This window comes from Flavobacterium segetis (genome assembly GCF_900129575.1).
Lineage (GTDB): Bacteria > Bacteroidota > Bacteroidia > Flavobacteriales > Flavobacteriaceae > Flavobacterium > Flavobacterium segetis.
The window spans coordinates 102,163-121,499 of the sequence record NZ_FQWE01000010.1 but is presented as its reverse complement, the minus strand read 5'-3'; the positions used below and the strand labels follow the sequence as shown (position 1 = coordinate 121,499).

General features: G+C 32.5%; 19 protein-coding genes. 6 read left to right on the top strand and 13 right to left on the bottom strand.

Going from position 1 to position 19,337, the window contains the following annotated elements; genetic code table 11:
- The first annotated feature begins 10 nt into the window (after nt 1-10).
- Nucleotides 11-823, top strand: a complete 813-nt coding sequence (locus tag BUA99_RS13350; protein WP_072993330.1) for a sterol desaturase family protein — start codon at nt 11-13, stop codon at nt 821-823.
- A 133-nt stretch (nt 824-956) separates the two neighbouring features.
- Nucleotides 957-1,235 (top strand): DUF2805 domain-containing protein, encoded by a 279-nt coding sequence (locus tag BUA99_RS13345; protein WP_072993325.1) that lies wholly within the window; start codon nt 957-959, stop codon nt 1,233-1,235.
- Between the two features lie 226 nt (nt 1,236-1,461).
- Here BUA99_RS13345 and BUA99_RS13340 read toward each other — a convergent pair whose 3' ends face one another.
- Complete coding sequence (locus tag BUA99_RS13340) at nt 1,462-2,334, bottom strand: L,D-transpeptidase (RefSeq protein WP_072993322.1); 873 nt, start codon at nt 2,332-2,334, stop codon at nt 1,462-1,464.
- A 276-nt stretch (nt 2,335-2,610) separates the two neighbouring features.
- Between BUA99_RS13340 and BUA99_RS13335 the strand changes: the two genes are divergently transcribed.
- Complete coding sequence (locus BUA99_RS13335) at nt 2,611-3,327, top strand: 3-ketoacyl-ACP reductase (RefSeq protein WP_072993319.1); 717 nt, start codon at nt 2,611-2,613, stop codon at nt 3,325-3,327.
- 67 nt (nt 3,328-3,394) lie between these two features.
- Here the strand turns inward: BUA99_RS13335 and mtaB are convergent, their stop codons facing one another.
- From mtaB to hisS, 10 genes are all read right to left on the bottom strand, one after another.
- A complete protein-coding gene (gene mtaB, locus BUA99_RS13330; protein ID WP_072993316.1) occupies nt 3,395-4,723 on the bottom strand; it encodes a tRNA (N(6)-L-threonylcarbamoyladenosine(37)-C(2))-methylthiotransferase MtaB in 1,329 nt (442 codons plus the stop codon).
- A gap of 166 nt (nt 4,724-4,889) precedes the next feature.
- Complete coding sequence (locus BUA99_RS13325; protein ID WP_072993313.1) at nt 4,890-5,693, bottom strand: Cof-type HAD-IIB family hydrolase; 804 nt, start codon at nt 5,691-5,693, stop codon at nt 4,890-4,892.
- A gap of 29 nt (nt 5,694-5,722) precedes the next feature.
- Complete coding sequence (locus BUA99_RS13320) at nt 5,723-5,941, bottom strand: DUF2007 domain-containing protein (RefSeq protein WP_072993310.1); 219 nt, start codon at nt 5,939-5,941, stop codon at nt 5,723-5,725.
- A gap of 29 nt (nt 5,942-5,970) precedes the next feature.
- Nucleotides 5,971-6,627, bottom strand: a complete 657-nt coding sequence (locus BUA99_RS13315; RefSeq protein ID WP_072993307.1) for a DEAD/DEAH box helicase — start codon at nt 6,625-6,627, stop codon at nt 5,971-5,973.
- Between the two features lie 222 nt (nt 6,628-6,849).
- Nucleotides 6,850-8,013 (bottom strand): sigma-54-dependent transcriptional regulator, encoded by a 1,164-nt coding sequence (locus tag BUA99_RS13310; protein WP_072993304.1) that lies wholly within the window; start codon nt 8,011-8,013, stop codon nt 6,850-6,852.
- 210 nt (nt 8,014-8,223) lie between these two features.
- The gene (locus BUA99_RS13305; RefSeq protein WP_072993302.1) at nt 8,224-9,540 is read right to left on the bottom strand and encodes an ABC transporter permease; all 1,317 of its coding nucleotides are present in this window, start codon (nt 9,538-9,540) and stop codon (nt 8,224-8,226) included.
- Between the two features lie 115 nt (nt 9,541-9,655).
- Nucleotides 9,656-10,579, bottom strand: a complete 924-nt coding sequence (locus tag BUA99_RS13300; RefSeq protein WP_072993300.1) for an ABC transporter ATP-binding protein — start codon at nt 10,577-10,579, stop codon at nt 9,656-9,658.
- A gap of 133 nt (nt 10,580-10,712) precedes the next feature.
- Nucleotides 10,713-11,828: a molecular chaperone DnaJ gene (gene dnaJ / locus BUA99_RS13295; RefSeq protein ID WP_072993297.1), complete on the bottom strand. Its 1,116-nt coding sequence runs from the start codon at nt 11,826-11,828 to the stop codon at nt 10,713-10,715.
- A 56-nt stretch (nt 11,829-11,884) separates the two neighbouring features.
- The gene (locus BUA99_RS13290; protein WP_072993294.1) at nt 11,885-12,463 is read right to left on the bottom strand and encodes a nucleotide exchange factor GrpE; all 579 of its coding nucleotides are present in this window, start codon (nt 12,461-12,463) and stop codon (nt 11,885-11,887) included.
- Nucleotides 12,464-12,762: 299 nt separating this feature from the next.
- Nucleotides 12,763-14,130, bottom strand: a complete 1,368-nt coding sequence (hisS, locus tag BUA99_RS13285) for a histidine--tRNA ligase (RefSeq protein WP_072993291.1) — start codon at nt 14,128-14,130, stop codon at nt 12,763-12,765.
- A 351-nt stretch (nt 14,131-14,481) separates the two neighbouring features.
- On the opposite strand from hisS, the gene BUA99_RS13280 reads away from it, so the two are divergent.
- Nucleotides 14,482-15,726: an ABC transporter permease gene (locus tag BUA99_RS13280; protein WP_072993288.1), complete on the top strand. Its 1,245-nt coding sequence runs from the start codon at nt 14,482-14,484 to the stop codon at nt 15,724-15,726.
- A 515-nt stretch (nt 15,727-16,241) separates the two neighbouring features.
- On the opposite strand, the gene prmC is transcribed toward BUA99_RS13280, so the two are convergent.
- Together prmC and BUA99_RS13270 are read right to left on the bottom strand one after the other, a co-directional pair.
- A complete protein-coding gene (gene prmC / locus BUA99_RS13275) occupies nt 16,242-17,096 on the bottom strand; it encodes a peptide chain release factor N(5)-glutamine methyltransferase (protein ID WP_072993285.1) in 855 nt (284 codons plus the stop codon).
- A gap of 2 nt (nt 17,097-17,098) precedes the next feature.
- The gene (locus tag BUA99_RS13270) at nt 17,099-17,590 is read right to left on the bottom strand and encodes a GNAT family N-acetyltransferase (protein ID WP_072993282.1); all 492 of its coding nucleotides are present in this window, start codon (nt 17,588-17,590) and stop codon (nt 17,099-17,101) included.
- A 103-nt stretch (nt 17,591-17,693) separates the two neighbouring features.
- Here BUA99_RS13270 and ribD point away from each other — a divergent pair, with 103 nt between their 5' ends.
- Together ribD and BUA99_RS13260 are read left to right on the top strand one after the other, a co-directional pair.
- Nucleotides 17,694-18,752, top strand: coding sequence for a bifunctional diaminohydroxyphosphoribosylaminopyrimidine deaminase/5-amino-6-(5-phosphoribosylamino)uracil reductase RibD (ribD, locus tag BUA99_RS13265; RefSeq protein WP_072993279.1), 1,059 nt, complete (start codon nt 17,694-17,696; stop codon nt 18,750-18,752).
- A complete protein-coding gene (locus BUA99_RS13260) occupies nt 18,730-19,332 on the top strand; it encodes an HAD family hydrolase (RefSeq protein WP_072993276.1) in 603 nt (200 codons plus the stop codon). Before ribD ends, BUA99_RS13260 begins: the two co-directional genes overlap by 23 nt.
- The last annotated feature ends 5 nt before the right edge of the window (nt 19,333-19,337 follow it).

Below are 19,337 nucleotides of genomic sequence, written 5' to 3'. Positions count from 1 at the left end.
ATTTTTGAATATGAACGAAATTATAAATTATTTTTCAAGTATACCGTCTTCCCACAGAAGTATCATCCTTGTTGGTGGAATCACTTTATTTTGGTTAATTGAAAATGCGTATCCTTTATTCAATTTTAAATACAAAAAGTGGCAACATGCTGGAATCAATGTTTTTTTTACTTTAACTACTATAGTTGTCAATTTTTTACTGGCTTTTATTTTATTAAAGATCGCTGATTTTTCAGTTATTAACAATTTTGGAATTTTACAATGGTTACCTCAAATGTCAATTTGGCTCTACGCGCTAATAGGACTTCTTTTACTAGATCTAATTGCTGCATATTTAGTACATCTAGTAGAACATAAAGTGAAAATTTTGTGGCGGTTTCATTTGATTCATCACACTGATACTTGGATTGATACCACAACTGCTAACAGACATCATCCTGGCGAAAGCATAATACGATTCACATTTACAGCTTTAGGAGTTTTAATAATTGGAAGTCCAATGTGGCTGGTTTTTTTGTACCAAAGTCTATCTGTGATTGCGTCACAATTCAATCACGCGAATATTTCACTTCCAAAAAAAATGGATACGATAATGAGTTATTTTATAGTATCGCCAGATATGCATAAAGTACATCACCATCATGTGCTACCCTTCACAGACAGTAATTACGGTAATATATTTTCAATTTGGGATAGAATGTTTGGAACATTTATGACGCTACCAAGAGAAAAAATAATTTATGGCGTTGACACGCATCCTGATTTAAAACAGCATAACAATTTGAAGAATTTATTGAAAATACCCTTTCAAAAACCAACATAAAAATAAAACGCATAAAAAAGATAAAAAAATTTACGTTTTGAATAGATTTAACTAATTTTTTCTTAATATTGGTATCAAATAAAAAATGTAAATTATTAATCACTAACAACTTATTTGAATTAATTTTCACGTGATGAAAAAGAGTAACCGAAAAGAATTAAACTGGGAGCAAACAGAAAAACTTGTTAAGATGGCTTTAGAAGAAAAAAATCCTTTTGAAACAATCAAAAAGGAATATGGTCTAGCAGAAAAAGAGATTCTGGAGATCATGAAAAAGAAGATGCCTGCAGAAAAATTTGAAATGTGGAAAAAGAAAGCATTATCTCTTAAGCCAAAGCCAAAACCTGTCAAAATTGATGAGTTTGATGAAGACTTAGATGGTAAATACTATATAAAAAATAAATTCGACTAAATGCAAAACTCCTGAAATTCAGGAGTTTTTTGTTTTTATTATCAGAGATAATTTCATAATAAAATTTCTGCAATGTCCCTTTTAAATTTATTATACTATTATTTCACAATTGATGAAGTAATAATCAACTGATAATTTGATAGGAGTAATTTTCAAGATATATAATATTACGAACTTTAAGAACTTATTTTCGATTGATATATAAGTTGGACAATAAATAATAATACTATTTACTAACGTTTTGAAAATCTTGTCTAATTTTTTGTTCTTTTAATATGCTGTACAAAAAAGGTTTGGTTACTGTTTCAATTTCGCTTTCAGAAATGTCTAACACTTTTGGATTATTTACCAATGACAACCATGGTTTAGCAGCTTTAAAATCATAAGCTCCAAATACAATTACTGGAGTTCCTTTTACTTTAACCGTTTGTGGATCTGACAATACCCACTGTTCAGCCCATGTATACAGCTTGATTGCATCATTTTCCTGAAGTCGTAGACAAGAATGAGAAGCAGGATAACCTGGCAAGCTGTATTGATGCCATCCAACACCTAATTTATTTGCAATATTAAAATTCCAACGTAATTCCCACTCATCGTCAAAAGTACTTATTGTTTCTTCCGCTTTCCAATTGGTAAAGAAAAGCCCGATAGGCGTTTTGTCCTTTTCTCTTCCCATATTTGTTGGCCCAGTGTAAATTAGTTGTCCTTTCTCATAGGCGGCAAATGTTTGAGTAGGGTATGAAAAGTACACGATTTTATTAATTTTTTCCAATGCGGAAACCTCAAGCGGAAATGGCATGTAAAATTCAATGTCACCATTCCAATCATCCGCTACAACAACTGAATCCATTTTTTTAAAATTAGCTGCATCCGTTCTATTTATTGCATAAGCGAGCGTAGCTTGTGTGCTATCATTGTTGTTTTTTGCTAACCACTCTTTTGCACTTTCCATGTGAAAAGATCGCTTTTTAGGCTCAATTCTTTCCTTAACGGCAACTGGCTCGACAACTATTGTTGATTCGATTTTTTCTTGCTTTTTACAAGAAATTAAAAGTAATAAAATACTAATATTTAAGAACAGCGTAATTTTTTTCATAAGAATTTTTGTAGATTAGTTTTAAATTATAAGAAGAATGGCTTTGGGTAAATTCTAGCGATCATAATTCAATCTCACTTTTGTAAAAATGTAAGTGACAAAAATGAATATTTTTTAAGCAATAGTGTTACAGAATTCTACATAAATTTTATTGAATTAAAATTTCAATGAACTTACTATTTATAAAGGTAAAAGTTAATACTTTTTTGTTTTTTGTTTAACATCTAAAAAAAACAAATTTTATAACTTCGCATACTATCATTACAAAAAAAAGTTATGAACGATTTAAAAAATAAAAATGCATTAGTTACTGGTGCTGGAAAAGGGATTGGGAAAGCAATTGCCATAGCATTAGCAAAAGAAGGTGTTAATGTTATTTTATTAGCGAGAACGCAATCTGATTTAGATGAAGTGGCGCACGAAATAAATGGTTTAGGAGTAAAAACACTAACTGTAGTTGCTGACGTTGCAGATTTAAATTCTGTGAATTCAGCAGTTGAAAAAGCACTAACTCAATTTAAGACAATCGACATCTTAATCAACAATGCTGGAATTGCTGCTTTTGGAAAATTTTTAGAATTAGAGCCTGCAGCCTGGGAAAACATTATCCAAGTAAACTTAATGGGAACGTATTATGTTACTCGTGCCGTTTTACCTAATATGATTGAAAGACAAGTAGGTGACATTATTAATATTTCATCAACTGCTGGGTTAAGCGGAAATGCTTTGACAAGTGCTTATAGTGCTTCAAAATTTGCTGTTTTAGGCTTGACTGATTCATTGATGCAAGAAGTGCGTAAACATAACATTCGTGTAACCGCTTTGACGCCAAGCACAGTTGCAACTAATATGGCTAAGGAATTAAATCTTACCGATGGAAATCCTGACAAAGTAATGCAAGCCGAAGATATGGCTGAACTGATCATTGCTCAACTTAAATTAAACCGAAGAGTGTTTATTAAAAATAGTAGCATTTGGTCAACAAATCCTTAAGTGTATAAATTCTTAAATAACAAAACCCCTTAATTACAAGGGGTTTTGTTATTTAAGAAAATGTATTTTAAACCAACTCTTTTATAAACTCCATCCGTACACTACCATCTTCATCTATTTTAGTTAGATTGATGTGGTGTAAAGTATTTACTAATTCTGGATTCCATGGTGTTTTTACTTTTACATAATTCTCTGTAAAGCCATGAATATATCCTTCCTTATTTTCACTTTCAAAAAGCACCGTTCTGTTACTTCCTAATTGACTTTCATAGAAAGCACGACGTTTTTTAACCGACAATCCACGCATCATTTTACTTCGTTTTGCTCGAACATTACCAGCAACAACTCCTTCCATATTTACAGCTTCCGTATTATCACGTTCTGAATAGGTAAAAACATGTAAATAGGATATATCCATTTCGTTTAGAAAATTATAAGTCTCTAAGAAATGTTCATCGGTTTCACCAGGAAAACCAACAATAACATCCACGCCTATGCAAGCATGCGGCATCACCACGCGTATTTTATTCACTCTTTCAGTATAAACTTCCCTTTGATAACGACGTTTCATCAACTTCAAAATAGCATTACTACCAGATTGCAACGGAATATGAAAATGCGGAACAAAAGTCCTACTTTTAGAAACAAACTCAATTGTTTCGTTTTTTAATAAATTGGGTTCAATGGACGAAATTCTTAAACGCTCGATTCCTTCTACTTTATCTAATTCCTGAACTAATTCGAGAAAAGTATGTTCATGTTTTTTATTCCCAAACTCTCCCTTTCCGTAATCACCAATATTAACGCCAGTAAGAACTATTTCTTTAATGTTTTGAGCGGAAATATCTTTAGCATTTTTTAATACATTTTGTAATTCATCACTTCTCGAAATTCCTCTGGCTAATGGGATGGTGCAGTACGTACATTTATAATCACACCCATCTTGCACTTTCAGAAAAGCACGTGTTCTATCACCAATTGAATAACTGCCCACATAAAAATCAGCTTCGGAAATTTCACAAGAATGTACCTCGCCCATATCATTTTTGGACAAATCATTAATATAATCAGTGATTTTAAATTTTTCGGTGGCACCAAGAACTAAATCGACACCATCTACAGCAGCAAGTTCTTCTGGTTTTAATTGCGCATAACAGCCTACAGCAGCGATAAATGCTTTATCATTTAGCTTCATTGCTTTTTTTACAATTTGCTTGAATTGTTTGTCTGCATTTTCAGTTACTGAACACGTATTAATTATATACATATCAGCAACTTCTTCAAAATCGACACGATCAAATCCTTCTCCTTCAATTGAACGAGCAATTGTCGAGGTTTCCGAAAAATTTAGTTTACAACCAAGCGTGTAAAAGGCAACTTTTTTTCTATTCTCCATAATGAATCTTAAATTAATGAAATCGTTGTCAAAAAATTTAAGTGTGCAAATTTACAAACTAATATTGAGTAAACCGAAACGCTACAAAATTTATTAAATAGTAAATCCGATACTTACACTGTCTTCTAGCATGAATATCGGATCCTCATCATCTTTAACCAGCTTTCTAATTCAATATAAATCGCTTTACAACTTCAGCAACACCATGGTTGTTATTTGACGCGACAATAACGTCAGCTTTATCTCTCAATTCTGGATCTACGTTATCAACCCAGATACCTAATCCAGCATATTCTATCATTGACAAATCATTTCCAGCATTACCTACAGCGATAATTTCACTCTGTAATATATCCAGTTTCTCTGCTAAGAATTTGACACTTGCTGCTTTATCAATTCCGTTTTGAGCTACTTCTAAGAAAAAAGGCTTGGACATAGAAACACTTAAATGCGGCATAAATAATTTTAATTCGGCTTCAATTTTTTTGAGATACGTAGGTTCTTCTAACAATATACATTTTACAGCTGATTTAGTTACGGCGTCTTTAAAACTTGGTACTTTACGATGCTTTAATCCAGTGATAGTTTTCTCAATCTCAATGTATTCAGAATCAGTTTCACTCAAAATGGCATCGTCTATGTAAGTAATAATATGCGTTTTACTTTTTAAACTGTAATCATATAATTCATGTATTTGTTGCTGCGTTAACGTTTGCTCAAACAATACTTTATCTTCTTTCAAGTCTGTAATTACAGCTCCGTTGAAAGATAACATAAATGAATTATTACTGTGTAAATTCAACTCTTTGGCAAAGGCAATCATCGCTAACGTAGGTCTGCCAGAAGCTAACACAACATAAACTCCTAATTCCTGCGCCTTAAACAACATTTCTTTATTCTCTTTTGAAATTTCATGGTCATCATTTAACAAGGTGTCATCCATGTCTAGAACCAACATTTTATATTTCATTTACTTATTTTAGCAATTGTTTTTTGGACTTAGATACTCATTCTAAAATCTTCTATAACTGGATTTACTTTTGCAAATTCTGTTTCTTGAACGAACAACTCCACTGCTAGATCTGTATTTCCAAAACCTCCTAATCGAGCGGATTGTATGTTATTTTTCACTACTACATCTACACCAATTGCTTCAATTTTTTGTTGCAAAGCCATTGCTAGAATTTCACTTCCCGAAAAAACTTTCATTAGTCCCATTTTGTTATTTTTTATTGATTTATAATATTTTAAGCTTCTAAATTGTCATCATCATCCTCAAAAGCATCCTCATCCTCATTCATGTCGAAAACAAAGGGCTCTAACAGCATTTTATCAGCCAAAATTTCAATCCGATCTGTAAGAACATCAGAAAAAATAACACGTTGCGTTTTATTAATACTGTTTGAAATACGCATAATTTTAGTTTCATGACGCAGTTTCAAAATAGGATCGGCATCATCTAAGATAAACATTTTTAAACGATTTACATTAAATCCAGCTGTTGTAAACATCTCGCTTAACTTATTTGGCGTTCCTATTAGTACGTCAACACCGGTAGAGATATAATTTTTATCGTATTCCATATCACCTTTATCATGCACGCCATACACCTGTAAATCACTGTGTTTTCCATACTTCTCAAAAAGTTCTTCCATTTCTAGAACCTTCGCTTTGTCTTCAACAATTATCAGAGCACGCGGAGACTCCTCTGTTTCTTTGGCTAATTGCTGAATTACATTTAGAACAATTGTAGTCGTTTTTCCGCTTCCTTTTCTAGAAATGATAATACAATCGGCACCACTTTTCAAAGTTGAAAATGTTTCTTGCTGCAACACATTAGCCTCAGTTAAACCATTTTCGATAAGTGCTTCTTGTAACTTTTCGTTTATTTTTTTTAATTTCATCTTTATACAGCTTAAAGCTTAATTCAATATTTATTCTATTGCTACTATTTTAATTAGTAATGCAATTGTTATTTTCATAATCCCATTTCCCTCCTCTATCTAAATAACTATCGATCTCAAAGAATTTAAAAATTTTAAATCCTAAAACTAATAGGAGCAGCATTACTATACAGAGTCCATGTAGTTTAAATTTTTTCATAGATATGGTAAAGGAAATAAAATCTATTTACTAGCAAATAGTTTTACATCGTTTTCAGAGATTTCAATTCCACCAAGGATAATCAATCGTTCTACAACATTTCGCAATTCGCGGATATTTCCGGTCCAATCGTATTCTTTTAAAAGGTTGATGGCTGCTGCCGAAAACTTCTTTACTATGTTTCCTTGTTCAGAGGCAATTTTTTCTGCAAAATGACTAATCAACATTGGAATATCATCTCGTCTTTCATTCAGAGCAGGAACTTTTATCAATATAACGGCCAGTCTATGATACAAATCCTCGCGGAAACGACCTTCAGCAATTTCTACTTTCAAATCTTTGTTAGTGGCCGCCACAACGCGCACATCTACTTTTATATCTTTATCAGCGCCTACTCTCGTGATCATACTTTCTTGTAACGCACGCAATACCTTGGCTTGTGCCGAAAGACTCATGTCGCCTATTTCATCAAGAAAAATAGTTCCTTTATCTGCCGCTTCAAACTTTCCAGCGCGGTCTTTTATTGCAGACGTAAAAGCACCTTTTACATGACCAAACAATTCGCTTTCTATTAGTTCTGACGGTATTGCAGCACAATTTACTTCAATTAACGGAAAATTAGCTCTCGCACTTTTTTCATGTAATTGATGCGCTACTAATTCTTTTCCGGTTCCATTAGGACCTGTGATTAAAACCCTAGCATCGGTTGCTGCCACTTTATCAATCATAATTTTAATATGATTGATTGCCTCGCTTTCTCCGACCATTTCGTAGTTTTTACTAACTTTTTTCTTCAGGATTTTATTTTCAACTACCAGCTGTTTTTTGTCTAAAGCATTACGAACGGTATTCAATAAACGGTTTAAATCAGGTGGTTTTGAGATATAATCAAATGCACCTAATCGCATTGTATTGATAGCTGTTTCCATATCGCCATGTCCAGAAATCATCACCATCGGAATTTCTGGTTTAATTTTTTTGACAGCTTCCAGAACCTCAACGCCATCCATTTTAGGCATTTTTATGTCGCACAAAACAAGATCATAATCGTTATTTTTTATTTTCTCTAAACCTTGCACGCCATCTTCTGCATCTTCTACTTGATAGCTATCGTTTTCTTCAGAAAGTATTTTAGTGAGCACTCTGCGGATTGCAGCTTCATCTTCGATGATTAATATTTTTGGCATTTTTATAATTTTTTTATGAAAACGAAGTCGCAAAGAATCGCCGTTTTTTAAATTTATGCAAACTTATTTTGTCTCGCTAGAACTATGCCCTAGCCCCGATTGAAGTGGAAATCCTTTTTTTTCGCCACAGCGAATAAAAAGATTGCAACGAAAAGCGGGAAATAGCTCCTAATTATATAAAATTGCAGAGCTACTGTGTCTTTGCTGTTTTTAATATTTTAACCATTTGTACAATTCACCCCATGTTGGTTTCTTACCATACATTAATATTCCTATTCGGTATATTTTTGCAGCGAACCAAACTACTGAAAAGAAAGTTCCAAATAAAAGTGTAACTGATATTGCAATTTGCCACAAAGGTACGCCAAACGGAATTCGCATAAGCATTACGATAGGAGATGTTAGCGGTATCATTGAAAAAACAACCGCGACCGTACCATGAGGATCATTGATTACAGTAAAAAATCCAACATACACACTTAAAATTAAAGGCATAATAATGGGCAACAGGAATTGTTGCGAATCGGTTTGATTATCGACAGCTGCACCGATAGCAGCATAAAACGAACTATAGAGAAAATAACCACCAATGAAATAAATCACAAATCCGATTAATATACTTGTTATGGGTAAATTCCATAACTCTTTAATGTACATCTGCACGGTTCCAGCCATTTCTTGCTGAGCGGCTTGCATCAATTCAGGCGAAATTTTAGCAGTTGGTCCTACATTGACACCAAAAAATACGGACGCTGCAAACATTAGCGATAATCCAATTACTGCCCATATAAAAAATTGTAACAATCCTGCTAAAGCTGTTCCAACAATTTTTCCAATCATAAGCTGAAAAGGTTTAACCGAAGAAATAATTATTTCAACTATTCTACTCGTTTTTTCCTCAATCACACTGCGCATTACCATGTTACCATAAATTATAATAAACATCATAATTAAATAGCCAAATGCGCCGCCAATTCCAATCTTGATTTCGTTCAAACCCTTCACAGTTTCCTCACCTGAAGCTTTTGCAAGGCTTATATTAATTTTAGCTTTCGCTTTATTTATAGCAAGAGTATCTAAATTTGCATTAACTAAATTAGTTTTAGTCAATTTATTTGCAATTACAGCTTGGGCTCTTTCTATAAAAGGGAGACTTGGACTGTCATTTGAAATAAATTGAATGCTATTTTCAAAATCTTTGGGATTATCTAGTTTCGGAATAATTAAAAGTCCTTCATAATTTTCATTAGTGATACTATCTTTAAGAATTTTTAAGTCGATTGCTGATAAATCAAGATATTTATACGCTGCTTTTTTATTGTTTTTATTCGTGAACTCCTTTGCAAATAAACCTGATTCATCATGAATTGCAATTCGTTTTGTATCTGCTTTCATTGAGCTCAAATAACCAACGAATGCTGCAAGAGCAACGAATAACAACGGACTCAAAAAAGTCATAACAATGAAAGATTTATTACGAACCTTGGTTATAAACTCTCTCTTTATAATTAATGAAATTATACTCATTTAGATTTTTGATTTCGGATTAACGATTTTTGATATTAAATAAAAAAAACAATGTTTAGATTATCGACTTTTAAATTCGATAGGATTTATGCCTTAGAATTTTACAAATTGAGATTTATTTATCACTTACTGTTCGAATAAAAATATCGTTCACAGTTGGTATTTTTTCTACAAAATGATTTACTTGTCCGCGTTGTGTTAGGAGGTTCAAAAGCTCGTTAGAAGTTGCAGTTCCTAATTGAATTTCTAATTTTAAAGAATCATTTAACGACTTAAAATTAGCTGGGCCTACTGTAAATTTTTGAGTAATATCATACATCAAACCTTCTACGTTGTTTGATAAAATACCCACTTCATACGTATTTGTTTTAAATTGTCTCTTTACATCATTCAGCTTTCCTTCAATCAATTTATTAGATTTATGAATTAGAGCAATGTGATCACATAATTCTTCAACACTTTCCATTCGGTGTGTTGAAAAAATTATTGTGGCTCCATCTTCCCTAAGCTTTAAAATTTCATCTTTAATAATATTCGCGTTTACGGGGTCAAAACCAGAAAAGGGTTCGTCAAAAATTAGTAATTTCGGTTTATGTAAAACGCAAACTACAAATTGAATTTTTTGAGCCATTCCTTTAGATAGTTCTTGAATTTTTTTGTTCCACCAACCCTTGATTTCTAATCTTTCAAACCAGTATTCGAGTTGTTTTTTAGCTTCCGCTTTAGAAAGCCCTTTCATTTGCGCTAAGTATAAACATTGCTCACCCACTTTCATAGTGTTGTATAAACCTCTTTCTTCTGGTAAATATCCTATATATTGTACATGCTTAGGTTGTAATTTTTCACCATCTAAGATAATGTGGCCACTGTCCGGTAAGGTAATTTGGTTTATGATTCTGATAAGAGATGTTTTTCCGGCTCCATTTGGGCCTAAAAGACCGTAAATACTTCCTTTGGGAACTGATAATGTAACTTCGTTTAGCGCCACGTACTCTCCGTATCGTTTTACTACTTTATTGACCTCCAGTATAGTACTCATACTTTATTTTTAATTGTTGTAAAAGTAAATAATTAGTATAGAAATACTACCTATTATTACACAAAAAACCCATCCTAATAAAATTTTGGATGGGTTTTAATTTATATATCTGTTGTAAAAATTACAATGGAATTTATGAAAACATGTCTTTTACCTTTTCGAAAAAAGATTTATCTGATTTCTCTGGATTTGGAATAAAATTATCATCTGTTAATGCATTCTCAAAGAACTGTTTTTGTTCTTTATTTAGTGTTTTTGGAGTCCAAACATTCACATGAACTAATAAATCTCCGTTCCCATAACCATTGATGTTAGGTATTCCTTTACCTTTTAATCGTAATATTTTACCAGACTGAATTCCTTCTTCTAATTTAATTCTAACCTTTCCATTAACCGCTTCAATATCTTTAGAAATTCCAAGAACAGCTTCAGCAAAACTAATGTATAAATCATAGTGTAAATTTTCACCTTCACGTTTCAACGACTCATGCTCCAATTCCTCAATTGCTACAATTAAATCACCTGGAATACTATTTCCTGGTGCATCATTACCTTTGTTAGATACTTTCAATTGCATTCCATCAACAACTCCAGCAGGAATTTTAATAGAAACCGTCTCATCTTCCAGAATCATTCCTTGGGAGTCGGCGTTAGTTGGTTTTTTATCTAAAATTTGACCTGATCCACTACAAGTAGGACATGTCGAAGCAGATTGCATACGTCCTAATATAGTATTAGTTACACGCATTACCTGCCCTTGTCCATTACAGGTGGAACAAGTTTTATAAGTTACTCCAGGCGCTTGCACCTTACGTTTTACTTTCACTTTTTTCTCGACACCATTAGCAATTTCCTCTAATGTCAATTTTACTTTAATACGAAGATTACTTCCTTTAGCGCGACGAACTCCGCCTCCGCCTCCGCCGCCAAACCCTCCAAAACCGCCTCCAAAAATATCACCGAATTGGCTAAAAATGTCATCCATGTTCATTCCGCCTTGACCACCGCCACCAAAACCGCCTGAACCATCAAAAGCTTGATGACCGTATTGATCGTACTTCGCTTTTTTCTGTGGGTCGCTTAAAACCTCATAAGCCTCAGCGGCTAATTTGAATTTATCCTCTGCCGATTTGTCTCCAGGATTTTTGTCAGGATGGTGCTGTAAAGCACTTTTTCTGTATGCTTTTTTAATTTCAGCAGCATCAGCACCTTTTGAAATGCCTAATATTTCGTAAAAATCTTTTTTCATTTTTATATTTTATAGCAATAATAAACAGGACATTAAAACCTGTTTAATAATACGTTTTACTGTCCGATAACCACTTTTGGAAACCGGATGATCTTATCTCCTAATTTATATCCTTTTTCAAGAACATCAACAATTTTACCTTTCAACTTATCCGTTGGTGCAGGAATTTGAGTTATTGCTTCGGCAAAATCAGCATTAAAAGCATCTCCAGCATTCACGTCAACTACTTCTAGTCCTTTTGCAAACAAGGTGCTTTTTAATTTTTCGTTAATCAATTCAACCCCTTTTAATAAAGGCCCGTCATCCGTTTTAGTAATTTCAGTAATGGCTCTATCAAAATCATCAAGTACTGGTAACATCGCTAAAACTACTTCTTGATTTGCTGTTTTAAAAAGTTCAATACGTTCTTTTACAGTCCTTCTTTTATAATTTTCAAACTCAGCAAATAATCGTAAATATTTATCCTTTTCTTTTGCTAAGTCTTGTACCAATTGCTCTTCTACACTTAATTCCTCAACAATAATTTGCTCTTCATTGGCATTATTTTCTAATGTCGTGTCATCTAATTCTTGATCGATTTCTGTATTTTCAGTAGTCATATTACTCGTATTTTTAAATATATTTTTAAACTTCATTTCAATTCTTTTCTCTAGATTGCAAAATTACTGCCAATTAATATAAAATGTCATATTGTCATCTTTTGAAGAACTAATCGAAAGCAATAATTTATCTTAATAAATTTTAAAACTTTAGGATTATTTTAAGATTGACATTGCGTTAAAGTTTTAAATTTGTGAATGAAGGTTAACAACATTTACATTTACTTCCTTCCAAGTGTTTATTTTACACAATTATTAATTCACCATTGTATTATATTAAAAAAGCTTCGTTAAATCAAACGAAGCTTTTTTTGTGCCATTTAATTTCTGTGTTATTATAAAGAACTTTTCAGTTTCTCAAAATCTACAGAAATTTGTTCACCCGTTTTTAAATTTTTTAATGAATATACATTCGATTCCATTTCCTGCTCTCCAATAATCACTGCAAATGGAATTCCTCTTTTATCAGCATGTTGAAATTGCTTTACAACCTTAGCATTCTCTGGATATAATTCTACTTTTATTCCTGCGGCTCGTAATTTTTGAATTGCTTGCAAAGCATAAAAAGCTTCCTTATCGCCATAATTTATAAACAATGCTTTTGTTGTTGCTGTTACCGTTTCTGGAAATAAATTTAGCTCTTCAACCACCAAATAGATTCGGTCTAAACCAAAAGAGATTCCTACACCACTCATATTTTTCAATCCAAAAATACCAGTCAAATCATCATAACGACCACCACCACCAATGGATCCCATTGCTACTGATTTTGGCGGAGCCACTTCAAAAATAGCTCCTGTATAATAATTTAGCCCTCTAGCTAAGGTTACATCAAGATCTAAAACCGCACTCTCTAAACCAAGCTTTAGTACATTGTCACAAATGAAACGCAATTCCTCTACTCCCTTCATACCATCAGCTGAAGTAGATAATAGATCAGAAAGCTTATCGATTTTTTCAGAAATAGTTCCTGTAAAATTGAATAATGGCTGTACTTTGACAATCGCTTCTAAGGAGATTCCTTTTTCAATCATTTCCTTTTTAACTCCGTCTTCACCTATTTTATCAAGCTTATCTAAAGCAACTGTAAAATCAATTAGTTTATCAGAAGCGCCAATTACCTCAGCAATACCGGATAAAATTTTTCTGTTATTGATTTTAATTATCACTCCACTTAAACCCAAATCAGTAAAAACGGTATCATACAATTGAACTAATTCTACTTCTTGCCAAAGAGATTTTGATCCAACAACATCGGCATCACATTGAAAAAACTCTCTAAAACGCCCTTTCTGCGGACGATCTGCTCGCCATACCGGTTGAATTTGATATCTCTTAAAAGGAAACTCAATCTCGTTTTGATGTTGCACCACATATCTTGCAAACGGTACAGTTAAATCATAACGCAATGCTTTCTCTGAAATACTCGAAGTTAATTTAGTACTGTCTTTACTTTCCAAGTGAGTCGCATCGGCTTTCGCCAAATAGTCTCCTGAATTCAATATTTTAAAAATAAGGCGATCCCCTTCTTCTCCGTACTTTCCCATTAAAGTGTCAGAATTTTCAAATGAAGGAGTTTCTATGGGTTGGAAACCAAATTTTTCAAAATTACTTTTAATAATCTGGATTATATATTGACGTTTAGCCACCTCAGAAGGTGAAAAATCTCTAGTTCCTTTAGGAATACTTGGTTTAGATGCCATTTTGTTATGTTTTGAAATAAGCGATAGTCAATCTAGATTGTTGTGATTTATAAAAATCTAAATATTTTGCAAATATCATATTTTAAAATTTATTCTCTTTACAAAGTGCGCAAACTTTATCACAAAACCTAGCCTTGATTGCAGTGAAAATGCAGCAGTAAGAAAATAATATTGTTTTCTTTCTTGAAAGAGCAACCAGCGGAAGCTCCTTTCAAGGAATTGAAAACAAATTATTTTCCTGCTGAATTGAAACGAAAAGCAAGAAAAAGCTCCAAATAAAAGCGATTGCAATTAATTCCTTTTTAGATAAAGAAACTTGTAACAAAAATTGTATTTTCGTGTCAAACTTACATGATGTTAAAACTATTTAAAGAAAATATACGCATTGCATTTGGTTCTATTAGGACTCAATTGCTACGCACGGTTCTTACGGTGATGATTATTGCTATAGGAATTACCGCTCTAGTAAGTATTCTTACTGTTGTATCAGCATTAGAAAACACAATTTCAACTGATTTTGCCTCGATGGGAGCCAATACATTCAATATCAAACAGTACGAGAATACCACTAGAAATCGTGGGGGTTCAGAGCGGGAGATTATAAATCCTATCATATCTTACCCGGAGGCGGTTTCGTTTAAAAACAAATACAGTTATCCTTTCACCGAAACTTCTTTATCCTTTACTGCTACATCTGGCGCAGAAGTTAAATTTGAGGCGACTAAAACTGATCCTGAAAATACAGTTCTTGGCGTTGATGAATTTTTTATGACTAATTCAGGTTTAGAAACGAGTGCTGGTCGGAATTTTACGCAATTTGATATTGATAATAATGCTTATGTATGCGTTGTAGGCTCTGATTTTGAGAAAGGACTCTTAAAAGATGTGAACCCAATTGATAAAATAATTTCTATACGCGGAGCGCGATTTCGAGTGATTGGTGTTTTAAAAGAGAAAGGTTCAACATTTGGTAACAATCAAGATTTAAGAGTTTTAATTCCTATTCAAGTTGCAAGATCATTATTCACAGCACCAAATATAAATTATACTGTGAGTGTAATGGTGGGTAAAAAGGAATTACTTGAGCAAGCACTTGATAATGCTAATAGCACAATGAGAAGAGTGCGTAAATTGAGTCCGATAAAGGACAATAACTTTGGTGTGGTTCGAAGTGACGATTTGATAAATAGAATTTTAGGAATTACGCAATATCTTGGATTAGCGTCATGGCTTATAGGTGTGATTACGGTCCTGGGATCATCTATTGCTTTGATGAACATCATGATTGTTTCCGTAACGGAGCGCACTAGAGAAATTGGAGTGAGAAAAGCTTTAGGAGCTAAAAAAACTACAATTGCAATTCAATTTTTTATAGAAACCCTACTCATTGGTCAACTGGGTGGATTAGTAGGAATTATTTTTGGAATATTAATTGGTTTTGGAATCGCTACTGCATTAGATTTTGCATTTGTAATTCCGTGGGGCGCAATCATGGCCGCATTTATAACTAGTTTTATTGTTGCCATCGCTTCAGGATTATATCCTGCGATAAAAGCGGCAGTTTTAGACCCTATTGAGGCTTTACGATATGAGTAATTAGGAAGATATGAAGTATGAAGTATTGAGCAGTAAATTTGAAATATAAAGTAATAAATTGTTGTTCAAGGTTGGATTTATTAATTTTTGCTGTTTAAATTGAATTAAATCCGATGGCTTAAATTTCATCATTATTTTTTTTAAGCAATTTAATTTCTTGTTTCAGATGTTCAATTATAAAATTATCTGAAAAAAGTTATCCCCTTGTACTTCCTACTTTAGAAATTGTCCGTTTTTAATAAAATCGGTAGACGATTTTACTCTTTGTGAAGCGCAGAAACTTGAGCACCTAATCAACTAATTTAAATACGCATTGTATTTTCGAGAGTTTGATAATTTTAAACAAAAAACAACAACTTGTTATAAATTTTTTGTCCTAGGCATCCTGTCAATCCTAATAAATATTTAAAAAATTAATACTAATTAAATTTTCTAAAAGTGTTTAAAAAAATTTTAAATCTTATACTTAGCACTCTGTAATCTAATTTAACACCTTTTTTAGTTCCTCATAAATCTTACATAGAACCTACAATCATTCTATCATTGCCATAAATATCTTTGCGCAATTCGACATTACGAAAAGCCATTTTTTCAAGTAATTCAATCATTTCTGGACCTAAATACTGATTGATTTCAAAAAATAATTGTCCGCTTTCGGATAAGTTGGTTTTGGCTAATCGCGCTATTTTTTTATAAAAAATCAAAGCATCATTGTCATCTACAAAAAGTGCCAAATGTGGTTCATTATCTAAAACATTTTTCTTGATCTCCTGCTTTTCAAGGTTTCGAACATAAGGAGGATTTGAAACTATAATGTCAAACTTTTGGTTTAAATGTGTTGTTTCGAGGATATTTTCATGTAGGAAAGTAACTTCTACTTTATTAACTTTTGCATTTATTTTGGCTGTAGCCAAAGCTTTATCGGATATATCAATAGCAAATAGTTTTGCATTTTTAATATTTTTTGCCAAAGCAATTGCAATACACCCGCTTCCAGTTCCAATATCTAAAATTTTCAATGTTTTATCTTTTCCTATAGTCCGTGCACTTTGAACAATCCAGTCGACTAATTCCTCCGTCTCTGGTCTAGGAATTAAAACGTTAGAATTAACTTCAAAATCCAACCCATAAAAACTAGTTTTCCCAAGTAGATATTGTACCGGAATTTCTAATTTCAATTGCTCTAAAATTAAATTCCAATTTAAAATATCATTTTCTGCAAAAGTCAAATCAGGCTTTAGGGCCAAATCAATCCGCCTCAATTGGTATTTTTCTTCAAGAATTAAATAGAAAAAACTTTCCGCTTCTCCCGCGTCATATTTTGATGTGAGGGCATTAATAAACTGCACTCGATAGTCTTTAATTTTCATAATTAAAGAGCTAAATCCTTCAGCATCCAAACAGGGCAACTCACGTGTCCTGTGCTTCCCATTGGAGCGCTGATAGGTTCAAATCCAGATCTTGAATATAGTTTTTGCGCATCAATCATAAACGGCATGGTTTCTAAATAACACTTTTCAAATCCGAAATTCTTTGCGCTTTGTAAACAAAGCTCCATCATCTCTGCTCCAATTCCTTTTTTACGAGTTTCAGGAAGAAAATACATTTTTTGCAATTCACAAATCGTTTCCTCTTCATTTTCTAACTGAGCAATTCCCGCACAACCAACTATTTTATCATTATTTTCAACAACAAAATAAACCGATCTAGATTTATTGTATTCCTCAAACATGTAATCTAAATATGGATCTTCATAAGCTGTTCCAACTTTTGGAATCTCCAATTCTTCAAAAACAGCGCGTATCAATTGTGCAACTTGCTGGTTGTCTTCTTTTTTAATTTTTCTAATAGTATAGTTTTCCATGGTCTAAAAATTCTAATTCGAAGGCAAAAATAGAAATTGTTTTTTGTATTTATCAAAAGTTAGTAAAGATTCTCATAAACTCAAAATTTAGTACTTTTACGATGTGAAAATACAAGAGCAATATATAAAAAGATGCATTCAATTAGCTAAAAATGGTCTTGGCACAACTTACCCAAATCCTATGGTTGGTAGTGTGATAGTCTACGATGGAAAAATCATTGGGGAAGGTTGGCATAAAAAAGCAGGCGAACCGCACGCTGAAGTTAACGCTATAAACTCAGTGAAGGACAAATCCCTTTTAGCAAAAGCGACCATTTATGTTAGTTTAGAGCCCTGTAGTCATTTTGGAAAAACACCCCCTTGTTGCAATTTCATCATTGAAAATAAAATTCCAAATGTCATTATTGGAACCGTAGATCCAAATGTAAAAGTAGCAGGAGACGGAATTAAAAGATTAATCAAAGCCGGTATAAACGTCACTGTTGGCGTTTGTGAAAAAGAATGCTTAGAACTAAATAAACGATTTTTTACTTTTCAAACTAAACAACGACCATTCATTATTTTAAAATGGGCCGAAAGTCAAGATGGTTTTGTTGCGCCAAGTGAAAAAATAGAAAGAAAACCAATTTGGATAACTAATCAATATTCTAGACAACTTGTTCATAAATGGCGAAGCGAAGAACAATCAATTCTGGTAGGAACGCAAACTGTTGTTGATGATAACCCAAAACTAGATGTACGAGATTGGACAGGAAATAATCCAATTCGATTAGTTTTAGACCAAAATAATCGAATTCCTGAAAACAGTCATATTCTTGATAATCAATTTAAAACGATTGTCTTTTCAAAAAATAAAGATATTTTCGAAAAAGAAAATACTATCTTTGAAAGTATCGACTTTAAAAAAAATGTTGCCAATCAAATCGTTAGTACTTTGTATAGGCATCAAATTCAGTCTGTAATTATTGAAGGTGGTAAACAAACACTGCAAACTTTTATCGACAATAATCTCTGGGATGAAGCACGGCTTTTTATTGGAAAAGTTCAATTTGATTCTGGTACTAAAGCACCAAACTTCACGAAGAATCAAAATGTGAAGTTAAACATAGAAAACGACGAACTCCTAATTTCAAGAAACCATGATAAATACAATAATATTTGATTTTGGAGATATTTTTATCAATTTAGATAAAAACGCAACCGTTACTGCCTTTAAAAATTTAGGTTTAACAAATTGGAATAAGGACTTAAATGATTTAAATATGGATTTTGAAACTGGTAAAATTACCCCTGAAAATTTTATTTTAGGCATTCAAAAACATATTCCAAATTCTAATTTAGAGGAAATTTCAGCAGCTTGGAAAGCAATACTTTTAGATTTTCCTTTGTATCGACTGGAATTTCTTCAATTACTTTCAAAAAAATACCGCTTATTTTTATTGTCTAATACAGATGCAATTCATATTGAAAGTTTCGAAAAGAAAAGTGGAATCTCGTTTTACAGTGATTTTTATCAATGCTTCGAAAAAGTATATTTCTCCTTTGAAATTGGACTTAGAAAACCAGATTTAGACATATTTAGACATTTGATAAACAACCATGATCTCGATCCAAAACGTACTTTATTTGTAGATGATAAAAAGGAAAATACAGATGCAGCCGCCGAATTAGGATTTCAAATTTGGAATTTGCAAGTTGGCGGGGAAGATGTTATTGAGTTATTAAACAAGAAAATTAATTAGAAAAA